Raw genomic sequence first — 22348 nt, forward strand, 5'->3', positions numbered from 1 at the left:
TCTTCGTCGGCCTGTTTGAAAAACTGCGCGGAGCGCAGTTTTTCAACCCTGGGTCCAGCGCCTCGCTGGTCCGGGGTCGAGGGGGCGGACAGCCCCCCGCGGGGTCCGGGGCAGCGCCCCGGCGCGGCGCTTCCTTCAGCCGAGCGGCCCCTCGACGATCATCTTCACCCCGCTCGCCGGCCCTGCATTGGCTGCGCGCACGGCGCCGCTGTCGGGCTTGAGCGACGCGAGCCGCAATCGATGGCGCCGGAGCCATGTCCCGAGCACGAGCTTCATCTCGTAGCTCGCCATTGCCGCGCCGAGGCACCGCCGCGCGCCGCCGCCGTAGGGTAGGAACTCGAACGGCGAATACGAGCGGTCGAGGAAACGCTCGGGGGAAAACCGCATCGGCTCCGGGTAGACGTCCTCGCGGAAATGGGCGACCGAGATCGCTGCGACCACGCCTGTGCCGGCTGGCAGGTTGTACCCCATCACATCGAGGGGCCGGAGCAGCTTGCGCGGGGCGGGCGCGGGCGCGAGTGGGAAGCGGCGGAGCGTCTCGTTGCACACGGCTTCGAGGTACGGGAGTTTTCCGAGCTTCTCTGGCTCGGGATCGGGCTCGAGGGACGCGAGTTCCTCGCGCAGGTGTCCGAGCGCGGCGGCGTTTTCGGGCCGGTGCAGCGCGTAGAGGGCCCAGGCGATGGCGATCGCGGTGGTCTCGTGCCCGGCGACGACGAGGAGGATGAGTTGATCGCGGATCTCGTCGTCGTCCATCGGCTCGCCGTCCTCGGTGCGCGCGGCGAGCAAGAGGCTCAGGATGTCCTCGCGTGGCCCTGCGGCGCGGCCTTTTTTGATCAGCTCGTCGAGTGCGGCGTGGAGGCGGCGGCGGCGCCCGAGGAACCGCGCGTAGGGGCCGACGCCTCCGAATTCGCGGCGCAGCGCGGGGAAAAGCGCGAGCAGCGGCGAGATGCCATTCGTGAACTCGAGCAAGAGCTTGGCCAGCGCGTCCATGCCGGCGCGCTCGGTCACGCCGAAGACGACCTGCAAGATCACGGCGAGCGAGAGCTCCTGCAGGACATCGGACATCGTGACGGTTTGCCCGACCTGGAAGGCGGCGGCGCGCTCCTCGGCGAGGCGCACCATCTGCTCGCCGTAGGCGCGCATGCGGGCGCCTTGGAACGGGGGCATCATGAGCTTGCGCGCCCGCTTGTGCGGGGCGCCGCTCGCGAGGATGAGCGAGCGGGGCCCGATGAAGACGCCGAGGTCCTGATTGAGGGGCTCGAATGTATCCGGATCGGCCGTGTAGATGGCCTTGATCCCGGCCGGATCGCCGGTCATGACGAGCGGGGGTTTGCCCGGGAAGCAGAACGGATCGCCGTACTTTTTCGTGAGCGGCTGCATGCAGCCGATCGGATCACGCATGTAGCGCACGAGGCTCGGGATGCTGGTGCGCGGCCCAGGCGGCAAGGTCCCCATCGCAGGATGATGCCAACTTCGACGCGGCACCACAACGCAAACCCACCCCCGCCGCGCGGCACGAAGGCGCTCGTCCCCCGCGCTGAAAACCGGCTACCCTTCGCCGCATGCTCGCCTGCGTCGACGTCGCCTACGCTCCCGACGACAGCTTCGCCGTCGCCGCCGGCCTGCTCTTCCATCGCTGGGACGACGCGGCCGCCGCGGACGAACGGACGGCCCGCCTCGACGAGGTCGCCCCTTACGAGCCCGGCGCGTTCTACCGGCGCGAGCTGCCCCCGCTCCTCGGCTTGCTCCGCGCGATCGACCCGCTGCCCGAGGTCGTGGTCGTGGACGGTTACGTGTGGCTCTCGGCGGACGGGCGGCCGGGGCTCGGGGCGCGGCTCTTCGAGGCGCTCGGCGGACGGGTCGTGGTCGTCGGCGTGGCGAAGACCGCCTTCCACGGCGACGCGCCGTCCGTCGCGGTGAAGCGCGGAAAGAGCGAAAAACCGCTCCACGTCACGGCCGCGGGCGCGACGCCGGACGAGGCGGCGGCGTGGATCCGCTCGATGCACGGCCCCCACCGGCTCCCGACGCTGCTCGCCCGCGTCGACCGGCTTTGCAGGGACGCGCTCACCCGATGAAAGACAAAGGCAAACGCCTCCGCATCACCTTGCGCGTCCTCACGGCCTCCATGCTCGTCGCCCTCGTCGTCTTCGAGGGGCGCGCGCTCCTCGGTCCCCTCACCCGCGTGTTTCCTCGTGAATGTGCGGCCGTGACGCCGTCGCCGCCCGCGGTGGAGACCACGCGCGTGCCCGCGCACGTGCTCGCCCAGGAAAACCTCTGCCAAAACGTCTCCGACGGCCATTGCGAGCGCCTCGCCGAAGGCGCCCACGTCTCCGGCGCCTGCAAGGACGGGAGAATGGACGGCGACTGGACGGTGAAGGACGCGGCGACGGGGGCCTTGCGCTGGTCCGGGCACTACGAGGGCGGCTGGGCGAGCGGCGTTTTCCGGGTTTGCGCCGACGCCACGCATTGCGACAGCTTCCGCATCGATCACCTGCACCTCGACGGCCCCGCCGCCACCTGGGAGCGCGACGGCGACCGGTGGATCGAGCTCTCCGGCCGTTACGAGCGCGGCCGGCGCGTCGGGCGATGGGTGCGCCGCATCGACGGCAAAGGCGCCGCCCGCTCCGCGCTGGTCCACGACGAGCAGGGCCTCGGCGCGAAAGAGTTTTTCTATTGCACCAACGGCAACCTCAAGGAGATCCGCGGACGACACATGCTCGTGTACGACGCGCAGAATCACCTCCTCGCGGAGCGCGGCCCCGAGGGCCCGCTGCGGATCCTCGACGCCGCGGGAAGTGTGGTCCGGGACGCGCGGCCCGACGAGGAAATGACGCTCTGTCCCCTTCCCTGAGCTGCGCGGCCCGGGCCCGTTCTGGTACAAGGGCCCCATGCGCCCGCCGCGCTCCTGTCTTCGTGACGCCCGTCGCCGCGTCGGCCTCGTCGTGTCCCTCGTCCTCTCCGCCGGATGCGCCGGCCCCGAGGCCAGCAAACCCCCGGAGCCCGCGGCCTCCTCGTCCGGCGCCGGCGGGCCGCCGGCCGGGCCCCTGCACCTCGCCTACGGCCCCGATCCCTCGCAGACCGGCGATCTCCGCCTCCCGCAAGGCGAAGGCCCGCACCCCGTGATGGTGATCCTCCACGGCGGCTGCTGGTCGAGCGGGTACGGCAAGGACCTCATGGACGGGATGAGCGAATCCCTCACGAAGGCAGGCTTCGCCACCTGGAACGTCGAATACCGCCGCCTCGGCCACGTCGGCGGAGGTTATCCAGGCACGCTCACCGACGTGGGCCTCGCCGTCGACGCGCTCCGCGAGCTTGCCCCGACGCACCACCTCGACACGACGAAGGTCTTCGCCGTGGGCCACTCCGCAGGTGGTCACCTCGCCGTCTGGGTCGCCGCGCGTCCGAACCTCGCCGAAGGCCACCCGCTCCGCGGCGCCGACCCGCTCCCCCTCACCGGCGCCGTCGCCCTCGCAGGCGTCCTCGATCTCGCCGAATCCGTCGACCGCGGCGTCTGCGGCGGCGCCGCCGCAAAGCTCCTCGGAGGCAGCCCGACCGACGTCCCCGCGCGGTACGCCGAAGCCTCCCCGCGGGCGCTCCTGCCGCTCGGCGTGCGCCAGATCCTCGTGCACGGCGCGGACGACAACATCGTCCCCCTCGGGATGAGCACCCATTACCAGGACGCCGCAAAGGCAGCCGGCGAAAAAGACATCCCCCTGAAGGTCATCGAAGGTGGAGATCATTTCGACATGATCGAACCCTCCTCGACGAAATGGCCCGACGTCGCGCAAGCGATCGTCGGCGTCGCAGCGCTCCCCTGATGGTCCCGGAAAGCTCCGCCGAACCCCCTCGTCCCCCGTCCCCCTCCCCGATGCCCCCGCCATGCTGACCCAATCCGCCATTTTCCTCGTCGCGGCCGTCGTCGCCGTCGCTGTCTTCAAGCGTATCGGGCTCGGCACCGTGCTCGGCTACCTCGCCGCCGGCGCGCTGATCGGCCCCTCGGGCCTCGGGCTCATCCACGACGTCGACCAGACCCTCCACGTCGCCGAGCTCGGCGTCGTCTTCCTCCTGTTCCTGATCGGCCTCGAGCTCCAGCCGAGCCGTCTCTGGACGATGCGAGGCACGGTCTTCGGCCTGGGCGGCGCCCAAGTCGCCCTCACGACCGCAGCGATCACCGGGATCGGCCTCCTGCTCGGCGCGCCCCTGCCCGCCGCCGTCGTCGCCGGCGTGGGCGTCTCGATGTCCTCGACGGCCTTCGCGACGCAGATCCTCGGCGAGAAAAACGAGCTCGGCGCGCCGCACGGGCGCAGCGCCTTCGGCATCCTGCTCTTCCAGGACGTCGCCGCCATCCCCGTCCTCGCGCTCGTGCCGCTGCTCGGCCCCGCACCCGCCGCCACGACCGGCAGCCCCCTCACGCACGGTCTGGTCATCGTAGGCGTAATCGCGGGGCTCGTCATCGCAGGCCGATTTTTCCTGCGGCCCGCCTTCCGGTTCATCGCCGAGGCCCGAAGCCACGAGCTCTCCACGGCCACCGCGCTGCTCGTCGTGCTCGGCACCGCACTCGTGATGGAGCACATCGGGCTCTCGATGGCGCTCGGCGCCTTCATCGCCGGCGTGCTGCTCGCCGACTCGGAATACCGGCACGAGCTCGAAGCCGACATCGAGCCCTTCAAAGGTCTGCTCCTCGGTCTCTTCTTCATGGCCGTCGGGATGTCCGCAAACCTGCGGCTGCTAAAGGACCGTCCCCTCGTCGTGCTCGGCCTCGTGCTCGGCCTCGTCGCAGTAAAGATGACGGTCCTCTACGTGCTCGGCCGCATCACAAAGCTGAGCCGGCGCGGCGCCGCGAGCCTCGGGGCATCCATCTCCCAAGGCGGCGAATTCGCCTTCGTGATCTTCGGCGTCGCCCGCGGCGCGACGGTGCTGAAGCCCGAGACGACCGAGCTGCTCGTCGTCGTCGTGACCCTCTCGATGGCCCTGACGCCGCTGCTCTTCGTCGCCCGCGACCGCATCCTGGCGCGTCTCGCCGCCGCCGACCGTCGCTCCTTCGATCAAATCTACGACGAAGGCAGCAGCGTGATCATCGCCGGCTTCGGTCGCTTCGGCCAGATCGTCGGCCGCGTCCTGCGCCTGAAGCGCATCGCCTTCACCGCCCTCGACGCGAGCCCAACCCACGTCGATTTCGTCCGCCGTTACGGCAACCAAATCTACTACGGCGACGCCTCCCGCGTCGACCTCCTCCGCGCAGCCGGCGCCGAGCGAGCGAGGCTGATCGTGCTCGCCATCGACGACATGGACGCCTCGATGCGCACGCTCCACGTCGTCCAATCCCATTTCCCCAACCTCACCATCGTCGCGCGCGCCCGCAACCGGCAACACGCCTACGCCCTGCTCGACGCCGGCGTGACAAACATCATCCGAGAAACCTTCGCAGGCAGTCTCGACGCCGCCCGAATCACCCTCGAAGCCCTCGGTCTCCCCTCCGACAGCGCAAGAGAAGCCGTCCGCAGGTTCGGCGAATACGACGAAGCCCAAGTCCGCCGAGCCTTCGTCCTCCGCCACGACGAAAAAGCCCTCGTCGAATCCGCAAAGCAATACGGCGCCGAACTCGAGCGCATCTTCGAAGAAGACGCCGCCCACCGAAACTAGGGCTGGGGCGCCACGCCGGGGCGCTGCCCCGGGCCCCGCGGGGGGCTGTCCGCCCCCTCGACCCCGGACCAGCGAGGCGCTGGACCCAGGGTTGAAAAACTGCGCGGTGCGCAGTTTTTCAAACAGGCCGACGAAGAAGCCGGGGGGCCAGCCGAACCCGCAGCGCGGCTGTCTTGGTGGGCAGGGGCGCCGCCGGGCGAGACCTCCAACGTGCTTGCTGCCGTTGCGTGCGACGACCCTTGAGGTCTTGCCACCGGGCTCCGGTGGAAGAACTGCGCACCGCGCAGTTCTTCCATCCTCGGTCCAGGCCGTGCCTGGTCCGGGTCGAGGGGCGGACAGCCCCCGCGGGGTCCGGGGCAGCGCCCCGGCGCGACGCCCCTGGCGCAGCGGCGCCCTGAACACGTGCCCTTGGGCGTCGACGGCGCGTGTTTGGCGGCGTGACGGGGGCCTCTGCTGGGCGACGGCCCAAAGGTGCGCGGGCGAAGCCCTGATATGGGCTCGACACCTGGCTTGTGGGCCCCCGTGACATAGGGACGGCGGAGGCTGACGGTCCGTGTTCGGCAACTCGACACGCACCATCGGCCGCACCTGGCCCTTGTTTTCGGGCTCGACCCTTCCCGGGGAACGCGCATCGCTCCTTGTCTGGCGGCAGGACACGTCCTCTGTCGCGCTGACGTACCTTGTCTGGTTTTGTGGCCGATACCCTGCGGCGGGGACGTGGGCTTGTTGCGGCGCCGAACAGACGGGGACGAACGCCGATGTCGCGTGTCGGGCATGCGCACGGGCAAGGACCGGATCTCCCCGATCGAGAATGGGCGGCCGACGGGCCCCGTCGCCACTGGAACCCGCAGCGCTGCGGCCTCGACGGGCACGATCGTCGCCGGTCTTCCCCTGGCTGTTCGATGAACTGCGCGTTGCGCAGTTCATCGACCCTGGGTCCAGCGCCTCGCTGGTCCGGGTCCAGGGGTGGACAACCCCTGGTGGGGCCTGGGGCAACGCCCCAGCTCTACGCCCCCCAGAGACAACCTCTGCTCAGGCTTCCGCCAATGCGAAGCGTGCCTGTCGGTTCGCGATGACGCTGACGATGACGAGCTGACAGAAGTGGTAGAGCATGAGGGGGGCCAGGATCAGGCCGAGAGCGGGGTTTGCGCCGAAGATGATCGGCGCGAGGGGCACGCCGGTGGCGAGGGATTTTTTGGAGGCGCAGAAGAGACAGGCGATGGTGTCGGGGCGGTTGAAGCCGAGCAGACGGCAGGGGATCATCATCAGCGCGTAGATGAGGCCGAACAGGGCGATGACGCCGGCGAGGATGGCCACGATGCGTAGGGGGTCTTGGCCTCGCCAGATTCCTTCCATCATGGAGTCGCAGAACGAGTTGTAGACGATTGCGAGGATGATGGCGCGGTCGGCGAGCTTGATCTTTTTTTCGTTGCGTTGTGCCCAGGCGGCGAGCCAGTGGCGTGCGGCTTGGCCGACGAGGATGGGGAGCAGCACGAGCAGGACGATTTTTCCGATCACGGGCAGCAGGGGCATTGCTTCGCCGCTCGTGGAGAGAAACCAGGCCATCAAGAGGGGCGTCGCGAAGACCCCGATCAGGCTCGACAGCGTCGCGTTGAAGATGGCGACGGGCACGTTGCCGTGGGCGAGTGAGGTCATCGCGACGGACGAGGAGACGGTCGAGGGCAGCGCGGCGGTGTAGAAGAAGCCGATCCAGACTTCCTGCGGCAGGAAACGCTTGAGCGGCGCGCCGACGAGCAGCACCACCACCGGGAAGAGCACGAACGTGCAGAGTTGCACGCAGAGATGCAGCTTCCAGTGCTTGATGCCGGCCTTCATCTTTTCTGGCGCGAGGGTCAGGCCGTAGAGGAAAAAGACCACGGCGACGCCGTAGGTCGCGACCTCGTTCATGTGCAGGAGGCCGCCTGTCGCGCCGGGCCCGGGCATTACGAGGGCGAGGGCCACGACGGCGATCAGCGCGAGGAGGAAACCGTCGATCGTGAAGCCGCGGAGGGTCATGGCCTCGCCTCCTTAGCGCGTGGTGCGGCATGGGGAAAGCGCGCTGCCGGCGAAGCGGCTTTGCCACGACGCTGCGAAGGCTGCCGCGTCTGCGACCGTCAGGATTCTGGCTGCGGCAGGATCTATCCCTCGGGCTTGTGGATGTGCGATATCGCTATGATGCGAACGATTCTCTTTCTCCTCCCGATCCTCGGCACCCTCGCGTGTGGGGACCTCCTCGATCAGGCGCCGCTCGGCACGCGGCAGGCTCGTTGTGACCTCCGCCCCGACCGGCCGCAGTGTACCGACATTCGTAACTTCAAGGGCCCCTCGCTCATCACGTTCGAGGGCGTCTGCGCGACGCTGAAGGCGGCGACGATGAGCGGATCGTACGAGGAGGGCGCGGTCTGCGACCTCTCGGATGCTTGGGGCGGCTGCCAGTCGAGCAACATCGACGGCCACGAGCAGACGAACTGGTACTACAAGGGCGACGACAAGTACCCGGACGAGGCGACCGCGAAGGCGGAGTGCGAGAGTGGCCAGACCTGGGTGCCGGCGGAGAACTAAAATTGTCTCTCGTGGCACAGTGCTTCTAGACTGCGCCGCACATGCTGCGCACTGTCAACGCTGTCCGGTACGTCACCCCGCTGCGCGAGGGAGGGTCCGTGCCTGCGCTCGTGGAGGCCGACGACGAGGGGCTGTACGTCGTCAAGCTCCGCGGCGCGGCCCAGGGGCCGAAGGCGCTCATCGCCGAGCTCGTGGCGGGCGAGCTCGCGCGCGCCGCGGGCCTCGCCGTCCCCGAGCTCGTGCTCATCACGCTCGACGCGGAGCTCGGCCGCGCCGAGCGGCACCGCGAGATCAGCGACCTGCTCGACGCGAGCGTGGGCTTGAACCTCGCGCTCGATTACCTGCCGGGCAGCGTCACCTTTGATCCCGTCGCGGGACCGACGCCGGATCCGGCCCTCGCCTCGCGCCTCGTGCTCTTCGACTCGTTCGTCACGAACGTCGACCGCACGCCGAAAAACCCGAACCTCTTGACCTGGCACCGCGCGATCTGGCTCATCGATCACGGCGCGTCGCTTTATTTCCACCACGGCTGGGGCCCCGCCGATCCGCTCGCCGAGAGCCGGGATCCGTTCACGTTCGTGCGCAAGCACGTCCTCTTGCCCTGGGCGAGCAAGCTCGCCGAGGCCGCGGCGCATCTCCGGGCCTCGTGGTCGGAGGCGTTCCTCGCGCGGGTCGCGCAGGCGATCCCGGACGAGTTCCTCACGGACGACATGGGATTTGTGTCTCCCGACGCCCACCGCGCGGCGTATGGCGCGTGGCTCTCGGCGCGGCTCGCCGCGCTCCCTTTGATCCTCGCGGAGGCTGAGCGTGCCCGTGCCGAACTCGTTTGAGTACGCCATTGTGCGCGTCGTCCCCCGCGTCGAGCGGGGCGAATGCATCAATGCGGGCGTCCTCCTTCATTGCGCCGAGCATGAGTACCTCGGCGCGCGGATCGAGCTCGACGAGGCGCGGCTGCTCGCGCTCGCGCCGGACGTGGACCTCGACGCCGTGCGCCGCCACCTCGCGGCCATCCCGCGGATCTGCGAGGGCGGGCGCGACGCGGGGCCGATTGGGCTGCTCCCGCGGGGCGAGCGATTCTCCTGGCTCGTCGCCACGCGCAGCACGATGATCCAGACGTCGGCGGTGCACGTGGGCCTTTGCGACGCGCCGGAGGTGGTGCTGGAACGATTGCTCGACAAGCTCGTCCGTACACCGCGTCCGCGGTGACGGGTGGTCATTTGGGTTAGGAGCCAGAATGGGATGTAAGATGTTCCTTCTTGTGGGCGTCGGCCTCGTCGCGGCGTTTGCGACCGGATGCGGGCCCGACATCGCGGCGATGTGCGAGGCACGGGAGGCGTGTTTCGGCGGGAACGAGGCCGACCTCGACGCCTGCATCGCGTTCTACGAGGCCAACCGCGATCGGGCGTCCCGCGTCGGCTGTGTCGAGGAGTTCGACATGTCTTTCGCGTGCAGGGAGCCCTTGCTCGCGTGCTCGACCATGGACGCGGGGAACACGTGCACGTCGAACGCGGACTGCAGCCTCCAAGGCGTATGCAGCGATGGGACCTGCAAGCGGAGCTCGTTCGACCTCCCCGAGTCGTACCGGGACGCCTGCGAGGCGGAGCAGAACGCGTATGAGAATTGTTCCCGGTGGTGAGGCAGGCACATGCATCGAAATCTCTTGGGGAAGACCCTCCTTCTTCTTTTCCTCGTCGGCGCGTCGGCCGACTGCTCCTCCCGCGCGCAGGTGCTCTGCGAGCTCGTCTGCGATTGCAGGCACTGCAGCGACCATGGCGAGATCACGATGTGCGCAGAATACTCTCGTCAGGAGGACATGGCAGACGCGTACGGCTGTAGTGATGCATGGTTGGCATTCACGATCTGCGTCGAGGAAAAAGGCACCTGCGACGAGACCATGGCCGAGTTCTCGGCAATTGAAAACGGCATCAAGGACCGATGCGCCGCAGAGCGATTGGGGCTCCACAACTGCATCTTGGCGGCGTCGGCGCACGGCGGCTTCCGTATCGAGTGAGCGCTCGCCGGCTGGTCCTTCGATTTCCCAGGCTGCGATCGGGGAGTGGTCATTCGAGTTTCCATCGTTGGGACTTTGCCCACCCCGACGGAAATTGCGTTCCTTTGGCGTCGAAACGTCTATACTCGCGGAAGGAGCCAGGGATGAACCAGAAACACTTGCTTTTCGCGGGGCTCGGCCTCGTCTTGGTCCTCGGGACGGGGTGTGGGCCTGACATCGCGGGGACGTGCGAGGCGCAGGAGGCGTGTTTCGGCGGCAACGACGCTGACATCGACGCCTGCATCGCGTCGTACGAGGGGGCACGCGACACCGCGCACGGCATCGGCTGCGGGGACGAGTTCGACACGCTCGCCGCGTGCACCGAGCCCTTGCTCCAGTGCACGAGCAACCCCTCGGGGGGGACGTGCACGCAAAGCAGCGACTGCGGCGGCAACGCGATTTGCAACAGCGACGGGGAATGCGAGGTGAAGGCCTTCGCCATCTCCGACGCGGACGCCTGCGAAGCCGAGCGGAACGCGCTTTCGCGCTGCAATTGAAGGAGGTAGGAGCATGATTCGAACGATCCTCGTGAATGCCGCTCTCCTCCTGGGGCTCGCCTCCGCTTCGGTGGGGTGCTCCCGGGCGCAGGTCATCTGCGACATCATCTGTGAGTGCGAGCACTGCAGCGATGAGAGCGAGATCCAGACCTGCGAGCAGCTCGCGACGCAGGAGAACGTGGCGGACGCCTACGATTGCGGCGACGCCTGGGTGACCTATACGACGTGCATCGAGGAGCAGGGCACGTGCAACGAGACGGATGCCCGGTACACGACCGAGAAGGACAACAACGACGTGTGCAACGACGAGCGCGACGCCCTCAACTCGTGCATCGACGCGGCCTCGGCGCACGGCGGCGCTCGGTTCTAGCAGCCTGTGGAATGATCGTCGCGAGCGCCCCGAAGCTAGGGCGACGGAGCGAGGAATCCTGAAGGATTTCGAGCGATGTCGACCGACGATTCGGGGCGCGCAGCAGATAAGTCCACAGGCTGCTAAGCTAGCCCTCGTCGGCGCCCGCCATTTCGAACGCCCGCATCTTTCGCTTCAGCGTATTCCGGTCGATCCCGAGCGCCCGCGCGGCGCGGCTCAGGTTGCCGCCCTCCGCCGCGAGCGCGGCCACGAGCGCCGCACGCTCCGCCGCCTCGACCACGTCCCGGAGCGGCCGCACCCCGCTTTCGCTCCCGCTCCCGCCGTCGCTTCCGCTTCCGCTTCCGCTCCCGCTCCCGCTCCCGCTCCCGCCTCCGCCGCGGATCTCCGGGGCCAGATCCGACACGTTCACCACGTCATCGCAGAACACGGCCCAGCGCATCACCTCGGCCCTGAGCTCGCGCACGTTCCCCGGCCACACGTGGCTCGCGAGCGCCCGCATCGCCTCGCGCGTCACCCGCAGCCGCCGCCCGCCCTTTTTCCCCCGGATCTCCGCGAGGAACGACTCCACGAGCAGCTCCACGTCCCCTGGCCGCGCGCGCAGCGGCGGCACCAAGAGCGTCGCCCCTCGTAGCCGATAATAAAGATCCTCCCGGAACGCGCCCGCCTTCACCATCGCCCCGAGCTCCCGGTGCGTCGCGGCCACGATCCGCACGTCGACGTCGACCTTCCCCTCGCCGCCCACGCGCCGCAGCGTCCCCTCCTGCAGCACGCGCAGGAGCGCCGCTTGCACCCGCGGCTGCATCTCGCCGATCTCGTCGAGGAAGAGCGTCCCGCCGTGCGCCTGCTCGAACACGCCGCGGCGCCGCTTCCCCGCGCCCGTGAACGCGCCCGCCTCGTGGCCGAAGAGCTCGCTCGACAGCACGCCCTCCGCGAACACCGAGCAGTTCTCCGCCACGAACGGGCCGTCCTTCCGCGGCGAGAGCGCGTGGATCTCCCGCGCGCAGAGCTCCTTGCCCGTGCCCGTCTCCCCGAGCACCAGCACGGGCGCATCGCTCGCCCCCACCCGCTCGATCTTCGCCCGCAGCTCCACCATCGGCGCGCTCTCGCCGAGCAGCGACGAGGCGCCCTTTTGCGCCGCGGCCCGGAGCCGGGCGAGCTCGTCGCGCAGCGCGCGGATCTCCGGAAACCCCTCGATGTCGAGCCGTACCTCGCGCACGGCCTTCGGGTGCGGCACGGGCACGAACGCGGGCGGGATCACCTGGAGCATCCGCGCGGGCAAGAGGCCCGCTTGCACCAGGATCACCCACAAAGTCTGCGCTTGGGGCGTGCCCGCCGAGAGCAGGACGTCGAGCGCCACGTTCGCGGCCAGAAGCTCCGCCTTCGCCCGCCCCACGAGCGGACCGAGCGCGCGGAAGAGCATCCCGTAATCGGAAGGGTCGGTGACCGGGACGATCACGAGCTCGACCTTGCCGATCCGCGCCTCGATCGAGCGGCAGAGCGAGCGCGCGGGCGCCTCGCCCTCGGGGATCGTCAGCACCCACGCGACCTCGTAGCGGCTCTCGTCCTGATCGAGCAGCCGCAGCACCGGCCCCCGATCACTCGACGGCCGCGGCGCGTGGTGGGACGGCGCCCTCCCCGTCACCCCCGCATCCGACCACGTCAGGAGCGCCCGCTTCACCTGGTGCATCGTACACCATCCATGGTGCGCCATGCACCGTCCTTCTGATGCACCGTGCACCACCTCGCCGCAGCCACCCCCGAAATTCCCGCGAAATCGGGCTGGCACGCTTTCCGCACTAGGGGTCCGCGAAGTCAATCAACGCGCAGTTCGAGATACCAGCCATGGGCACTTCTTCTCTCCCCCAACCGACCCTTCCCCCGCACGCCCGCATCTTCGCCCGCCCCGATGTCTGGATGGAGGGCGACGCCATCACGCAGTTCACGCGCGTCGCCGAGCTCCCCGGCTGCGTGCGCGCCGCGGGCATGCCTGACCTTCATTCCGGACGCGGGCCCATCGGCGCCGCGTTCGCCTTCGAGGAGCGCGTGCTGCCGTACCTCGTCGGCGGTGACGCCGGGTGCGGCGTGCTCCTCTTCGCCACGACCGCCTCGCCGCGCGCCGTGGACAAACTCGAGCGCCGCGTCCGTACCGCGATGGACGAGGACCTGCTCGAAGACTGCGACCCCCTCGAGGTCTTCGACGCCTGCTGGCACAAGGGCGCGAAGGGCCTCACCGAGGTCGCGCACGTGCCGGACGACATCGCCGCGATGGCCGAATGCGAGCGCGAGCTCGACCTCGGCCCGAGCGGGGATCCCGCGGCCTACCGCGATCCTTCGCACGGCCGCGCGCTCGGCAGCATCGGCAGCGGCAACCACTTCGCCGAGATCACGCGCGTCACCGAGGTGCGCGACGAGGCCACGGCGGACGCGATGGGCCTCGAAAAAGGCGGCCTCGTCGCGCTCGTGCACACCGGCTCGCGGGGGCTCGGCGCGCAGATCGGGCGCCGCTACGGCGACGCCACGCTCACGGGCGAGGCGATCGACGTCTACCTCGCGGATCTCGCGGGCGCGGTGCGGTTCGCGCAGGCGAACCGCTTCCTCGTCGCTTGCCGGCTGCTCCGCGCGCTCGCGGCCTTGCGCCGGGACAAGGTGCGCGGCGTCCTCGACATCGTGCACAACACGATCCGGCGCGAGGACATCGCGGGTTGTCCCGTGTGGATCCACCGCAAGGGCGCCGCGCCCGCGAGCCGCGGCGAGGCCACGGTCGTGCTCGGCAGCCGCGGCGCGCCTTCCTGGGTGCTCCTCGGCCACGGGCACGAGGGCGCGCTCGCGTCGGTCGCGCACGGCGCGGGCCGCCGCATGACCCGCACCGAGGCGCGGGCCAAGCTCGCCACGCGGTACAAGCGGGCCGAGCTCGGCCGCACGGCGCACGGGGGCCGCATCGTGTGCGACGACGCGGACCTGCTCTACGAGGAGCACCCCGACGCCTACAAGCCGATCGAGCCGGTCGTCGCGAGCCTGGTCGACGAGGGCCTCGCCGCGCCGATCGCCTCGCTCGTGCCGCTCGTCACGGTGAAGCAATGAAAAGGCTCGTCGTGCAGGTGACGGCCGGCTACGGGCCCGTGGAGGTGCGCCGGTTCGTCGCGCTCCTCGCGGCGCGGCTCGCGGACGCGTGCGCGGCGCGTGGCCTCGTCGTCGAGGAGACGGTGACCCACGGCGACGAGTTGTCTCCCCTCTCGGTGGAGCTCGTCGCCGCGGGGGATCGTGCGCTCCTCGAAGGCGAGGTCGGCACGCACGCGCTCGTCGCGCGGAGCAAAGGCCGCGGAAAAGCCGCCCGCAAGCGCTGGTACGCGTCCGTCGTGCTGCACGAGGACGAGGACCTCGGCGCGGACGACGGCGCCGCGATCGACCCGCGCGACGTGGAGGTGACGACGATGCGAGCGAGCGGCCCCGGCGGGCAGAACGTGAACAAGACGGAGACGGCGGTCCGCGCGAAGCACGTGCCGACGGGGATCGTCGTGCGCGTCGCGGACGAGCGATCGCAGCGGGCGAACCTGCGGCGCGCGCTCGCGCGGATCGCGGCGCTGCTCCGGGCGCGGTCGGCGCGCGCGGCGGCCGCGAAGGAGGCCGCGCGCTGGTCCTCGCACGCGCGGCTCGAACGAGGCGCGCCGGTGCGCTCGTACGCGCTCTCGCAAGAGGGCGCGCTCGTGGAGACGTGACGTTTCAGGGGTAAACGATGCGAAAAGACATGTTCGAACTCATCATCGAGCGGCCGCGGTACGACTGGGGCCGCGGGCGCGGCGCGGGCAAGGGGCGCTACGCGACGCGCATGAAGGCCGATCCCGAGGCCGCGCCGCTCAAGGAGGGCATGAAGTACCGCGGCCGCACGCGGGATCTGAACGAGAACCTCGCCCCGCTCCGGCGCTTCCTCGCGCGCCGCGTGGGCCGCCCGTGGGACGCCGTGTGGTCGGAGATCCGCGCGTCCCTCTCGCCGAACAGCGCCGTGCAGAAGCACGTCTTTGATCACGTCCTCCAGTTCGTCGAGCGGAACCCCGTCGTCATCGACGGCATTCCCTACGCGCCCGACGGCCGCGGCCCGCGGCGGGAGGAGTTCTTCCCGCTTCGCAGCCATGGCCTCTGGCAATCCTTCTATGTTTGTCCGCGGACGGGCCTGCTCCGCTCGGCCGCCGAGGCGCACCGCCGTAAAAAGCGCGCTCCGGGAACATGACGTCGTTGTCAGGGAGGCGCCGCGTGTACGCCGCGTGTTGTCCTCCCCGTCCCCGGGCGGTGGTCACGGGCCGGCGGTGGCACCTTTTTTGCCGACCGCGGGCCCGCGCGACGCGCTTTCAGGAGGACTTTGCATGCTTCGACTTCCCTACCTTGCCTTCGCCTCGACGCTCGCCCTCACCGGCTGCACGGGCCTCTCGCTCGGCGAGAACAACCCGGGCCAGGACACCTGGCTCGGCAACGGCGCCATCGCGGTCGACGACCGCACCGAGACGTCCTTCGTCCTCGCCAGCGACACCACGAACGCGGCGGAGCCCGGAAAAATCCCCGCGAGCACGCTCTTCGCGATCGACCCCGACACGGGCCTCGTGCGCGAGGCTGCGAATCTCACCGGCCGCGACGATCCGCGCCTGCTCTTCCCGGCCTCGGGCCTGCTCGTGATGAGCGAGGCGAGCGACAAGGATCGGCTCGATCTCTACGATCACGAGACGCTCGTGCTGAAGAAGAGCGTGGACCTCGACGTCCGGTACAACGGCACCCGCATGAGCCCGAGCCGCAAGTTCATCGGCGTCGCGGACAACACCTCGGAGAAGACCCCGATCCACATCCTCGAAGCCGACACCCTCGACCGGCACGTGATCCCGCACGACGGCGAGGGGCTCGAAGCGATGTTCCTGAACAAGAGCGACACGCTCGTGGCGATCGTCTTCTACGATCAAAACACGCCCGCCCCGCGCGCGCGCCTCCTCGCGTGGTCGATGCAGGAGGTCGTGAGCCGCGAATTCGAGGTCGAGGCGGGCGGCTCCTTCTGGGCGGCGCCCCTGTTCGACATCGAGGTGCCGAACATCACCGCGGACATCGGGGCCTCGTTCACGTGGGTCGGCATGAGCCCGGACGACAAGTACATCGTCTTTCCTGTCCGCAAGGCCGAGGTCCAACCGAATGACGCGATCGTCTACACGAACGAGCTGCTCGTGCTCGAACCGGCGACGAAGGCGCTGCGCGAGGTCCCCGGCGCGCGTGGCCCCGTGGGCTTCACGCCCGACGGCTCGACGATCGTGTCCTACGGCGATCAGGACATGAACGAGAACCAGGAGCTCTGGCTCGTCGACGCCGCGACGCTCGACGTCGATCCGGAGCCCGTGACGATCGAGGGCGGCCTCTCGTACTTCGTGAGCCGCGACGGCAATTTCGTCGTCGTCGCCTCCTCGGACGGCGATCAGCGGCTCGTGCTCTACGACGTGGACCAGGACAAATCCACGCAGATGGAGGGCCCCTCCGTGGGCCTCACCGAGTTCGTGAGCCGCGTCGGCCACAAGGAGATGTGGGCCGTCGACGATCAGTCGCTCTTCCGGCTGGATCTCGCGGCCGGCGAGATCACCCAGGTGGAGACGACGTTCACGCCCGAGCACGTGAACATCCTGCCCACGCGCGACCGGCTCGTGCTCGACGACGCGGACTCGAACGACATCGTCTTCTTCGACCTGAAGGAGAAGAGCGTCAAAACGATCGTCGCGCTCCCGGTCGGGCAGCCCTCGCGCTGAGCCTGCCCGCAGGCTAGCGTGGGCCCATGCGAAAGGTCGTGATCCATGGGCCCGGCAGCTACGATCGGTTGAAGCTCGAAGAGCACCCGGATCCCAGCCCGGGTCCCGGCGAGATCCTCGTCGACGTCGAGGCCGCGGGCGTGAACTACGCCGATTGCATCGTGCGCATGGGCCTCTACGAGTCGGCGAAGAAATACGTCGGCTGGCCCATCACGCCCGGCTTCGAGGTCGCCGGCAAGGTCGCGTCCCTCGGCGAAGGCGTCGCGGGGCCCGCGCCGGGGACGCCCGTCTTTGCGGTCCACCGGTTCGGCGGCTACGCGAGCCGCGCCGCGATCCCCGCACACCAGGTGTTTCCCCTGCCGAAAGGTTTTTCCGTCGCCGAGGCCGCGGGCTTCCCCTCGGTGTTCCTGACCGCGTATTACGCGCTCTTCGAGCTCGCGAACGTGCGCCGCGGCATGAACCTGCTCGTCCACTCGGCGGCGGGCGGCGTGGGCAGCGCGCTCGTCGAGCTCGGCAAGATCGCGGGCTGCCGCGTGGTCGGCGTCGTCGGCGCGAGCCACAAGGTCGCCGTCGCGCGCAAGCTCGGGGCCGACGCGGTCATCGACAAGAGCGTCGAGCCGCTCTGGGCCGTGGCCGAGCGCCTCGCGCCCGAGGGCTACGACGCCGTGTTCGACGCGAACGGCGTGGAGACGCTCGGCGAGAGCTACCGCCACCTCGCCTCGGCCGGAAAGCTCGTCGTCTACGGCTTCCACACGATGATGCCGCGCAAGGGAGGCCGGCCGAACTGGCTCAAGCTCGCCCGCGACTGGCTGCGCACCCCCCGCTACAACCCCCTCGACCTGACGAACGACAACAAGAGCGTGCTCGCGTTCAACCTCTCCTACCTCTTCCACAGGAAGGATTTGCTCGAGGAGTACATGACGAAGCTCGTCGGCTGGATCGACGAGGGCCGCATCACGGCGCCGCCCGTGACGACGTTCCCCGTGGAGCGCGTGGCCGACGCGCACCGCGCGATCGAAGGCGGCGGCACCGTCGGCAAGCTCGTGCTCACCTTCTGAGCGCTTCTTCGAGCAGCCGGGCGCTCTCGGCCTTGCCCGCCTCGCGCGCCCAGTCGAGCGCCGTCTTGCCCGTCCCGTCGTCGGCGCGTGGATCGGCGCCGAGCGCGAGCAGCACGCGCACGGTCTTCGTGTCGCCGTTGTAGGCCGCGAGGTGCAGCGGCATCCAGCCGTAGCTCGTCGTCGCGTCGATCGGCACGCCGGCCGCGACGAGCAGCTCCACGGCCTCGGCCTGGCCCGCGCTCGCCGCCGCGAGCAGCGCCGCGCTCCCGTGTTTTCTCGGGTCCACGCCGCGCGCGAGCAGCCACGGGATCACGTCCACGCGCCCCGCGGTCGCGGCCCCTTCGAGCGCCTCCGTCTTGTCTGGATCGAGCCCGCGATCCACGAAAAACGCCGCGAGGTCGAGCTTCCCGCGCCGCGTCGCCTCCTCGAAGGCCCGCGGCTCGATCGGCGCGCCCGCCTCGACGAGCTGCCGCGCGATCCCCGCGTGTCCACCCGCGGCCGCCGCCGTCACCGCGTTCTCATTCGCCCTCGCGTCCCGCGCGTCGAGGCTCGCGCCGCCGTCGATGAGCGCCTCCACGACGCTGATTTCTCCGCGCGCGGCCGCCTCCACGAGCGGCGTGCGGCCCGTGAGCTCGTCGGCGGCGTCGGGATCGGCGCCGCGCTCGATCAAAAGCTCGGCGACGCAGTCGTGCCCGTTCATGATCGCGAGCATCAACGCCGAGGCCGTCCCTTCGATCACCTCGCGATCGACGCTCGTCGTGTACCTCCGCGTCGCGTCCACGTTCGCCCCACGTGCGAGCGCGTCCGTCACGCGCGCCTCGTCGCCGCGGCGGGCCGCATCGAGCAGCTCCTCGTCGAGCGTCATGTCCGGGATCTTGTTCGATCGAAGCGAGGGTGGGAAGCCGTTCCGCCGAGCGGGCTCAGCTTCCGAGCGCTTTTTCGATGGCGAGGACGAGCTTCTCGTCCTCGGGCTCGACGGCCGACGGGAAGCGCCCTTTCACCCCGCCATCCTTGCCGACGAGGAATTTTTCGAAGTTCCACTTCACCTCGCCCGCCGGCGCGGCCTGCGTGAGGAACGTGTAGAGCGGATGCTTGTCGCTCCCCTTCACGGTGATCTTCGAGAACATGGGGAACTTCACGCCGAACTTGCTCGTGCAGAACGTGGCGATCTCGGCGTCGGTGCCGGGCTCCTGCGCGCCGAAGTCGTTCGAGGGGAAGCCGAGCACGGAAAAGCCCTTCGCCTCGAAGCGCTCGTGCAGCTTCTCGAGGCCCGCGTATTGCGGCGTGTAGCCGCACTCCGAGGCCGTGTTGACCACGAGCACGACCTTGCCCCGGAAGTCGCCGAGCGAGCGCTCCTCCCCGAAGATCGTCTTCATCTTGAAATCGTGCAGGCTCCCCTTCGGGCCCTCCTGGGCCGCGGCTCCCCCGGCCGGATCCGTCCCGGCTTTTGGTGACGTCGGAGGTTGCGAGCCACCGTCGCAACCGACGAGCGCCGCGGCCCCCACGAGCACCGCAAAGACGACCGATCCAACTCGAAGGCTCTTCATGGCGCCTGCTTAGGGGGCGCGTGGTGGGTACGCAAGGGGCATGGGGGTTTGCGCAGCCCAATCGTCGAAGCGCATAGACGAAGGGCCGCGGGTCGAAGATGATGCCGGTATGCCCTCCCTCCAATCCGGATCACTCACGATCCATTGGTCGACGCGCGGGGACGAACACGGCGAGCCCCTCGTGTTCGTGCACGGCAACTGGACCACGAGCCTCTTCTGGCGCCCCGTCTTCGACCGTTTGCCCGCGCGCTACCGCGCCGTCGCACCCGACCTCCGCGGCCGGGGGCAGACCCGCGCCGAGCCACATGATTACAGCGTCTCCCGCCTCGCCCAGGACCTCGCCGTCTTGATGGACGCCCTGGGCTTACCCGCGGCGCACCTCGTGGGGCATTCGCTCGGCACGGCCGTGGTCCTCGAGCTCGCGCTCGCCGATCGTGCCCGCGCCCGCTCCCTCACGCTCGTCGCGCCCGCCTGGCCCGACGGCATGCCGCGCGCCTACCACGTCCCGGACCGCCAGCGCCTCGCCCAGGAGAACCTCGCCATCTTCGCCGCCGCCTTCCGGGGCATCGCGCCCACGGCGCCGAACGACGCGTTTTTCCAGGAGCTCGTCGCCGCGAGCCACCAGCAAGCCCCCGAGGCGACGCTGGCCACGCTCGACGCGCTCCGCGATTGGGCGCCCGGCGAGCGGCTCCGCGCGCTCGCGGGCGTGCCGGCGCTCGTCGTCAGCGGCGCGCGCGACATGCTCTCCACGCGCGAGGTGGGCGCGCGGACCGCGGATCTGCTCGGCGCGCGCCACGAGGTCGTCCCCGACGTGGGCCACTCGCCGAACCTCGAAGCGCCCGAGGCCCTCGTCGCGCTCCTCGATTCCTTCGTGAAGGCACCTGCCGGAGGCTGAGCTCATGCTCGATCGTGTCGTCCCGCCGCCCGATCCCGCCGTACCGCTCGCGAACGAGGCGCGGTCCTTGGCCGACCTCTTCTTGCGCCGCGCCGCCGCCACGCCGACGGCCGTCGCCTGGAAGGCGAAAAAAAACGGGGAATGGAGGTCCACGACCTGGGCCGAGTTCAAGGCGCGCGCCATGGCCCTCGCGACCTTCCTCGCGAAGCGTGGCCTCGCGCCCGGCGACAAGATCGGCATCGTCGGCAGCACCCGCCCCGAGTGGTGCATCTGTGATGTCGGCGGGCAGCTCGCCGCGGTGGTCACGGTCGGCGCTTACCCCACGCTCGCCCCGGGGCAACTCGCGTACGTCCTCGATCACGCGGACGTGCGGGTCGTGTTCGTCGAGGGCAAGGACGAGGTCGAGAAGATCCTCGCCGTCAAGCACGAGGTCCCGAAGCTCGAGCTCGTCGTCGTGTGGGACACGCGGGGCCTCGAAGAGACCTTGCGCCAGCATGCGTGGCTGATGGGCTGGGACGAGGCCCTCGAAGCGCCGGGCGACGCGTCCCTCGTCGCGGCCCGCGTCGAGGCCATCGACCCCGACGACACGGCGCTCTTCATTTACACGAGCGGCACGACCGGCCCGCCCAAGGGCGCGATGATCTCGCACCGCAACATCCTCGTGACGCTGGGGGGCGTCCATTTCAACGCGTTCTCGCGCTCGGACATCTCGCTCTCGTTCTTGCCGATGGCGCACGCGGCCGAGCGGATCCTCGCGTTTTGGGGCCGCATCGATTTCGGCATCGCCACCGCGTACGCGACGAGCGTGCCCGCGGTGCTGGAGGAGCTCAAGGAGGTGCGCCCGACGCTCTTCGGCAGCGTCCCGCGCATCTTCGAAAAGGCCTACGCCCGCATCCAGACCGAGGTCGACAAAGCCCCGCCGGCGCGAAAGAAGGTCTTTCGGTGGGCCGAATCGGCGGCCCTCGTGGTCGTGGAGGCCTGGCAACGCGGGGACGAGCCGTCGCTCCCGGCGAGGCTCGCGCATCGCGTGGCCGACAAGCTCGTGTTTTCCCGGGTCCGGGAGGTGTTCGGCGGCCGGGTCAAACGTTTCATCACGGGGGCGGCGCCGATCCCGCGGCCGATCCTCGCGTTTTTCTGGGCGGCGGGCCTGCCCATTTACGAGATGTACGGCATGACCGAGGCCACGGTCGTCACGCACGGCAATCGCCCCGACCAGGTCCGCCTCGGCTCCGTCGGCCGCGCGCTCCCGTTCGTCGAGGACAAGATCGCGGAGGACGGCGAGATCCTCGTGCGTGGCCCGAACGTGTTCAAGGGGTATTACAAGAACCCCGAGGCGACGCGGGAGATGATCGACGAGGAGGGCTGGCTGCACACGGGCGACATCGGCAGGAAGGACGCGGATGGCTTCGTGTTCATCGTCGATCGCAAAAAGCACCTCATCATCACGTCAGGCGGGAAAAACATCAGCCCGGCGAACGTGGAGAACGAGATCAAGGCGAGCGACACGTTCATCAGCCAGGTGCACGCGCACGGCGACCGGCGGCCCTATTGCACGGCGATCGTGACGATTCACCCGCTCGAAGCCGTGGAATGGGCGAAGGCGCGTGGCCACCTCGGGGACGCGCAAGCCGACGCGTTACGCCGCGCCCTTCTGGCGAGCCCGCTCTCCCGTCCGCCGGGGCTCGCGCCGGTGATGGAGAAGGCCACGACCGATCCAGAGGTGCAAAAGCGGATCGCGTCGGCGGTCCGCCGCGCGAATACGAAGCTCGCGCGCGTGGAGGGCATCAAGCGGATTCACCTGCTCGAACGGGATTTTTCCCTCGAGGAGGACGAGGTGACGCCCACGCTCAAGGTGAAACGCAAGACCATCGAGAAAAAATTCGCCCAGGTCTTCGACCGGCTCTACGAGGATCCGGGGTTCGGGATTTTGATCGAAGAGGAATGAGGGGGCGCCGCGC

Annotated in this window: 23 protein-coding genes; 18 read left to right on the top strand and 5 right to left on the bottom strand. The window is 69.5% G+C overall.

Features of this window, described 5'->3' with window-relative positions:
- Positions 1-135: 135 nt before the first annotated feature.
- Positions 136-1455 (bottom strand): cytochrome P450, encoded by a 1320-nt coding sequence (locus QHF89_RS44915; protein ID WP_136972874.1) that lies wholly within the window; start codon positions 1453-1455, stop codon positions 136-138.
- A 107-nt stretch (positions 1456-1562) separates the two neighbouring features.
- Here QHF89_RS44915 and QHF89_RS44920 point away from each other — a divergent pair, with 107 nt between their 5' ends.
- The 4 genes from QHF89_RS44920 to QHF89_RS44935 all read left to right on the top strand — a co-directional run bounded on the left by QHF89_RS44920 (position 1563) and on the right by QHF89_RS44935 (position 5643).
- On the top strand, positions 1563-2075 hold the full coding sequence (locus QHF89_RS44920) for an endonuclease V (protein ID WP_136972875.1): 513 nt from the start codon (positions 1563-1565) through the stop codon (positions 2073-2075).
- The gene (locus QHF89_RS44925) at positions 2072-2851 is read left to right on the top strand and encodes a hypothetical protein (RefSeq protein WP_136972876.1); all 780 of its coding nucleotides are present in this window, start codon (positions 2072-2074) and stop codon (positions 2849-2851) included. The genes QHF89_RS44920 and QHF89_RS44925 overlap by 4 nt, the downstream gene beginning before the upstream one ends.
- A gap of 37 nt (positions 2852-2888) precedes the next feature.
- Positions 2889-3818, top strand: coding sequence for an alpha/beta hydrolase family protein (locus QHF89_RS44930; RefSeq protein ID WP_136972877.1), 930 nt, complete (start codon positions 2889-2891; stop codon positions 3816-3818).
- 61 nt (positions 3819-3879) lie between these two features.
- The gene (locus QHF89_RS44935; protein ID WP_136972878.1) at positions 3880-5643 is read left to right on the top strand and encodes a monovalent cation:proton antiporter-2 (CPA2) family protein; all 1764 of its coding nucleotides are present in this window, start codon (positions 3880-3882) and stop codon (positions 5641-5643) included.
- A gap of 1032 nt (positions 5644-6675) precedes the next feature.
- Here the strand turns inward: QHF89_RS44935 and QHF89_RS44940 are convergent.
- On the bottom strand, positions 6676-7659 hold the full coding sequence (locus QHF89_RS44940) for a bile acid:sodium symporter family protein (RefSeq protein ID WP_136972879.1): 984 nt from the start codon (positions 7657-7659) through the stop codon (positions 6676-6678).
- Positions 7660-7815: 156 nt separating this feature from the next.
- On the opposite strand from QHF89_RS44940, the gene QHF89_RS44945 reads away from it, so the two are divergent.
- The 7 genes from QHF89_RS44945 to QHF89_RS44975 all read left to right on the top strand — a co-directional run bounded on the left by QHF89_RS44945 (position 7816) and on the right by QHF89_RS44975 (position 11122).
- Complete coding sequence (locus QHF89_RS44945; RefSeq protein ID WP_136972880.1) at positions 7816-8205, top strand: hypothetical protein; 390 nt, start codon at positions 7816-7818, stop codon at positions 8203-8205.
- 41 nt (positions 8206-8246) lie between these two features.
- Positions 8247-9035 (top strand): HipA family kinase, encoded by a 789-nt coding sequence (locus QHF89_RS44950; RefSeq protein ID WP_284721773.1) that lies wholly within the window; start codon positions 8247-8249, stop codon positions 9033-9035.
- Positions 9013-9411, top strand: a complete 399-nt coding sequence (locus QHF89_RS44955; RefSeq protein WP_136972881.1) for a DUF3037 domain-containing protein — start codon at positions 9013-9015, stop codon at positions 9409-9411. Before QHF89_RS44950 ends, QHF89_RS44955 begins: the two co-directional genes overlap by 23 nt.
- Positions 9412-9439: 28 nt before the next feature.
- Positions 9440-9841 carry a hypothetical protein gene (locus QHF89_RS44960; RefSeq protein WP_284721775.1) on the top strand — a complete coding sequence of 134 codons (402 nt, stop codon included), beginning with the start codon at positions 9440-9442 and terminating at the stop codon, positions 9839-9841.
- 9 nt (positions 9842-9850) lie between these two features.
- Positions 9851-10216: a hypothetical protein gene (locus QHF89_RS44965; protein WP_136972883.1), complete on the top strand. Its 366-nt coding sequence runs from the start codon at positions 9851-9853 to the stop codon at positions 10214-10216.
- A 143-nt stretch (positions 10217-10359) separates the two neighbouring features.
- Positions 10360-10752, top strand: a complete 393-nt coding sequence (locus tag QHF89_RS44970; protein WP_136935551.1) for a hypothetical protein — start codon at positions 10360-10362, stop codon at positions 10750-10752.
- A gap of 13 nt (positions 10753-10765) precedes the next feature.
- On the top strand, positions 10766-11122 hold the full coding sequence (locus tag QHF89_RS44975; protein WP_136972884.1) for a hypothetical protein: 357 nt from the start codon (positions 10766-10768) through the stop codon (positions 11120-11122).
- Positions 11123-11249: 127 nt separating this feature from the next.
- Here the strand turns inward: QHF89_RS44975 and QHF89_RS44980 are convergent, their stop codons facing one another.
- Complete coding sequence (locus QHF89_RS44980) at positions 11250-12809, bottom strand: sigma-54 interaction domain-containing protein (RefSeq protein ID WP_284721776.1); 1560 nt, start codon at positions 12807-12809, stop codon at positions 11250-11252.
- Positions 12810-12964: 155 nt separating this feature from the next.
- Between QHF89_RS44980 and QHF89_RS44985 the strand changes: the two genes are divergently transcribed.
- The 5 genes from QHF89_RS44985 (at position 12965) to QHF89_RS45005 (ending at position 17948) form a co-directional block, all read left to right on the top strand.
- Positions 12965-14203 carry an RtcB family protein gene (locus QHF89_RS44985; protein WP_136972885.1) on the top strand — a complete coding sequence of 413 codons (1239 nt, stop codon included), beginning with the start codon at positions 12965-12967 and terminating at the stop codon, positions 14201-14203.
- Positions 14200-14838, top strand: coding sequence for a peptide chain release factor-like protein (locus QHF89_RS44990; RefSeq protein WP_136935554.1), 639 nt, complete (start codon positions 14200-14202; stop codon positions 14836-14838). The genes QHF89_RS44985 and QHF89_RS44990 overlap by 4 nt, the downstream gene beginning before the upstream one ends.
- Before the next feature lie 29 nt (positions 14839-14867).
- The gene (locus QHF89_RS44995) at positions 14868-15347 is read left to right on the top strand and encodes a hypothetical protein (protein WP_136972886.1); all 480 of its coding nucleotides are present in this window, start codon (positions 14868-14870) and stop codon (positions 15345-15347) included.
- Between the two features lie 133 nt (positions 15348-15480).
- On the top strand, positions 15481-16890 hold the full coding sequence (locus QHF89_RS45000; RefSeq protein ID WP_136972887.1) for a TolB family protein: 1410 nt from the start codon (positions 15481-15483) through the stop codon (positions 16888-16890).
- 26 nt (positions 16891-16916) lie between these two features.
- Positions 16917-17948: a synaptic vesicle VAT-1 family membrane protein gene (locus tag QHF89_RS45005; RefSeq protein WP_136972888.1), complete on the top strand. Its 1032-nt coding sequence runs from the start codon at positions 16917-16919 to the stop codon at positions 17946-17948.
- On the opposite strand, the gene QHF89_RS45010 is transcribed toward QHF89_RS45005, so the two are convergent.
- Together QHF89_RS45010 and QHF89_RS45015 are read right to left on the bottom strand one after the other, a co-directional pair.
- Positions 17938-18813, bottom strand: coding sequence for an ankyrin repeat domain-containing protein (locus QHF89_RS45010; protein WP_136972889.1), 876 nt, complete (start codon positions 18811-18813; stop codon positions 17938-17940). The genes QHF89_RS45005 and QHF89_RS45010 overlap by 11 nt on opposite strands.
- A 55-nt stretch (positions 18814-18868) precedes the next feature.
- The gene (locus tag QHF89_RS45015) at positions 18869-19495 is read right to left on the bottom strand and encodes a glutathione peroxidase (protein ID WP_136972890.1); all 627 of its coding nucleotides are present in this window, start codon (positions 19493-19495) and stop codon (positions 18869-18871) included.
- Positions 19496-19604: 109 nt separating this feature from the next.
- Between QHF89_RS45015 and QHF89_RS45020 the strand changes: the two genes are divergently transcribed.
- Positions 19605-20390 carry an alpha/beta fold hydrolase gene (locus QHF89_RS45020; protein ID WP_136972891.1) on the top strand — a complete coding sequence of 262 codons (786 nt, stop codon included), beginning with the start codon at positions 19605-19607 and terminating at the stop codon, positions 20388-20390.
- Between the two features lie 4 nt (positions 20391-20394).
- Entirely contained in the window at positions 20395-22335 is a 1941-nt protein-coding gene (locus tag QHF89_RS45025) for an AMP-dependent synthetase/ligase (RefSeq protein ID WP_136972892.1), read from the top strand.
- Positions 22336-22348: the final 13 nt, after the last annotated feature.

Source organism: Polyangium sorediatum (assembly GCF_029946465.1).
GTDB lineage: Bacteria > Myxococcota_A > Polyangia > Polyangiales > Polyangiaceae > Polyangium > Polyangium fumosum.

Bases quoted from the DNA above. Each gene is read 5' to 3' on its own strand.
- QHF89_RS45020 (WP_136972891.1), top strand. From the start codon at position 19,605: ATGCCCTCCCTCCAATCCGGATCACTCACGATCCATTGGTCGACGCGC.
- QHF89_RS44930 (WP_136972877.1), top strand. From the start codon at position 2,889: ATGCGCCCGCCGCGCTCCTGTCTTCGTGACGCCCGTCGCCGCGTCGGC.
- QHF89_RS44970 (WP_136935551.1), top strand. From the start codon at position 10,360: ATGAACCAGAAACACTTGCTTTTCGCGGGGCTCGGCCTCGTCTTGGTC.
- QHF89_RS45000 (WP_136972887.1), top strand. From the start codon at position 15,481: ATGCTTCGACTTCCCTACCTTGCCTTCGCCTCGACGCTCGCCCTCACC.
- QHF89_RS44990 (WP_136935554.1), top strand. From the start codon at position 14,200: ATGAAAAGGCTCGTCGTGCAGGTGACGGCCGGCTACGGGCCCGTGGAG.
- QHF89_RS44940 (WP_136972879.1), bottom strand. From the start codon at position 7,659: ATGACCCTCCGCGGCTTCACGATCGACGGTTTCCTCCTCGCGCTGATC.
- QHF89_RS44950 (WP_284721773.1), top strand. From the start codon at position 8,247: ATGCTGCGCACTGTCAACGCTGTCCGGTACGTCACCCCGCTGCGCGAG.
- QHF89_RS44920 (WP_136972875.1), top strand. From the start codon at position 1,563: ATGCTCGCCTGCGTCGACGTCGCCTACGCTCCCGACGACAGCTTCGCC.
- QHF89_RS44965 (WP_136972883.1), top strand. From the start codon at position 9,851: ATGCATCGAAATCTCTTGGGGAAGACCCTCCTTCTTCTTTTCCTCGTC.
- QHF89_RS44980 (WP_284721776.1), bottom strand. From the start codon at position 12,809: ATGCACCAGGTGAAGCGGGCGCTCCTGACGTGGTCGGATGCGGGGGTG.
- QHF89_RS44985 (WP_136972885.1), top strand. From the start codon at position 12,965: ATGGGCACTTCTTCTCTCCCCCAACCGACCCTTCCCCCGCACGCCCGC.
- QHF89_RS45005 (WP_136972888.1), top strand. From the start codon at position 16,917: ATGCGAAAGGTCGTGATCCATGGGCCCGGCAGCTACGATCGGTTGAAG.
- QHF89_RS44945 (WP_136972880.1), top strand. From the start codon at position 7,816: ATGATGCGAACGATTCTCTTTCTCCTCCCGATCCTCGGCACCCTCGCG.
- QHF89_RS45015 (WP_136972890.1), bottom strand. From the start codon at position 19,495: ATGAAGAGCCTTCGAGTTGGATCGGTCGTCTTTGCGGTGCTCGTGGGG.
- QHF89_RS44915 (WP_136972874.1), bottom strand. From the start codon at position 1,455: ATGGGGACCTTGCCGCCTGGGCCGCGCACCAGCATCCCGAGCCTCGTG.
- QHF89_RS44975 (WP_136972884.1), top strand. From the start codon at position 10,766: ATGATTCGAACGATCCTCGTGAATGCCGCTCTCCTCCTGGGGCTCGCC.
- QHF89_RS44960 (WP_284721775.1), top strand. From the start codon at position 9,440: ATGGGATGTAAGATGTTCCTTCTTGTGGGCGTCGGCCTCGTCGCGGCG.
- QHF89_RS45010 (WP_136972889.1), bottom strand. From the start codon at position 18,813: ATGACGCTCGACGAGGAGCTGCTCGATGCGGCCCGCCGCGGCGACGAG.
- QHF89_RS44995 (WP_136972886.1), top strand. From the start codon at position 14,868: ATGTTCGAACTCATCATCGAGCGGCCGCGGTACGACTGGGGCCGCGGG.
- QHF89_RS44925 (WP_136972876.1), top strand. From the start codon at position 2,072: ATGAAAGACAAAGGCAAACGCCTCCGCATCACCTTGCGCGTCCTCACG.
- QHF89_RS44935 (WP_136972878.1), top strand. From the start codon at position 3,880: ATGCTGACCCAATCCGCCATTTTCCTCGTCGCGGCCGTCGTCGCCGTC.
- QHF89_RS45025 (WP_136972892.1), top strand. From the start codon at position 20,395: ATGCTCGATCGTGTCGTCCCGCCGCCCGATCCCGCCGTACCGCTCGCG.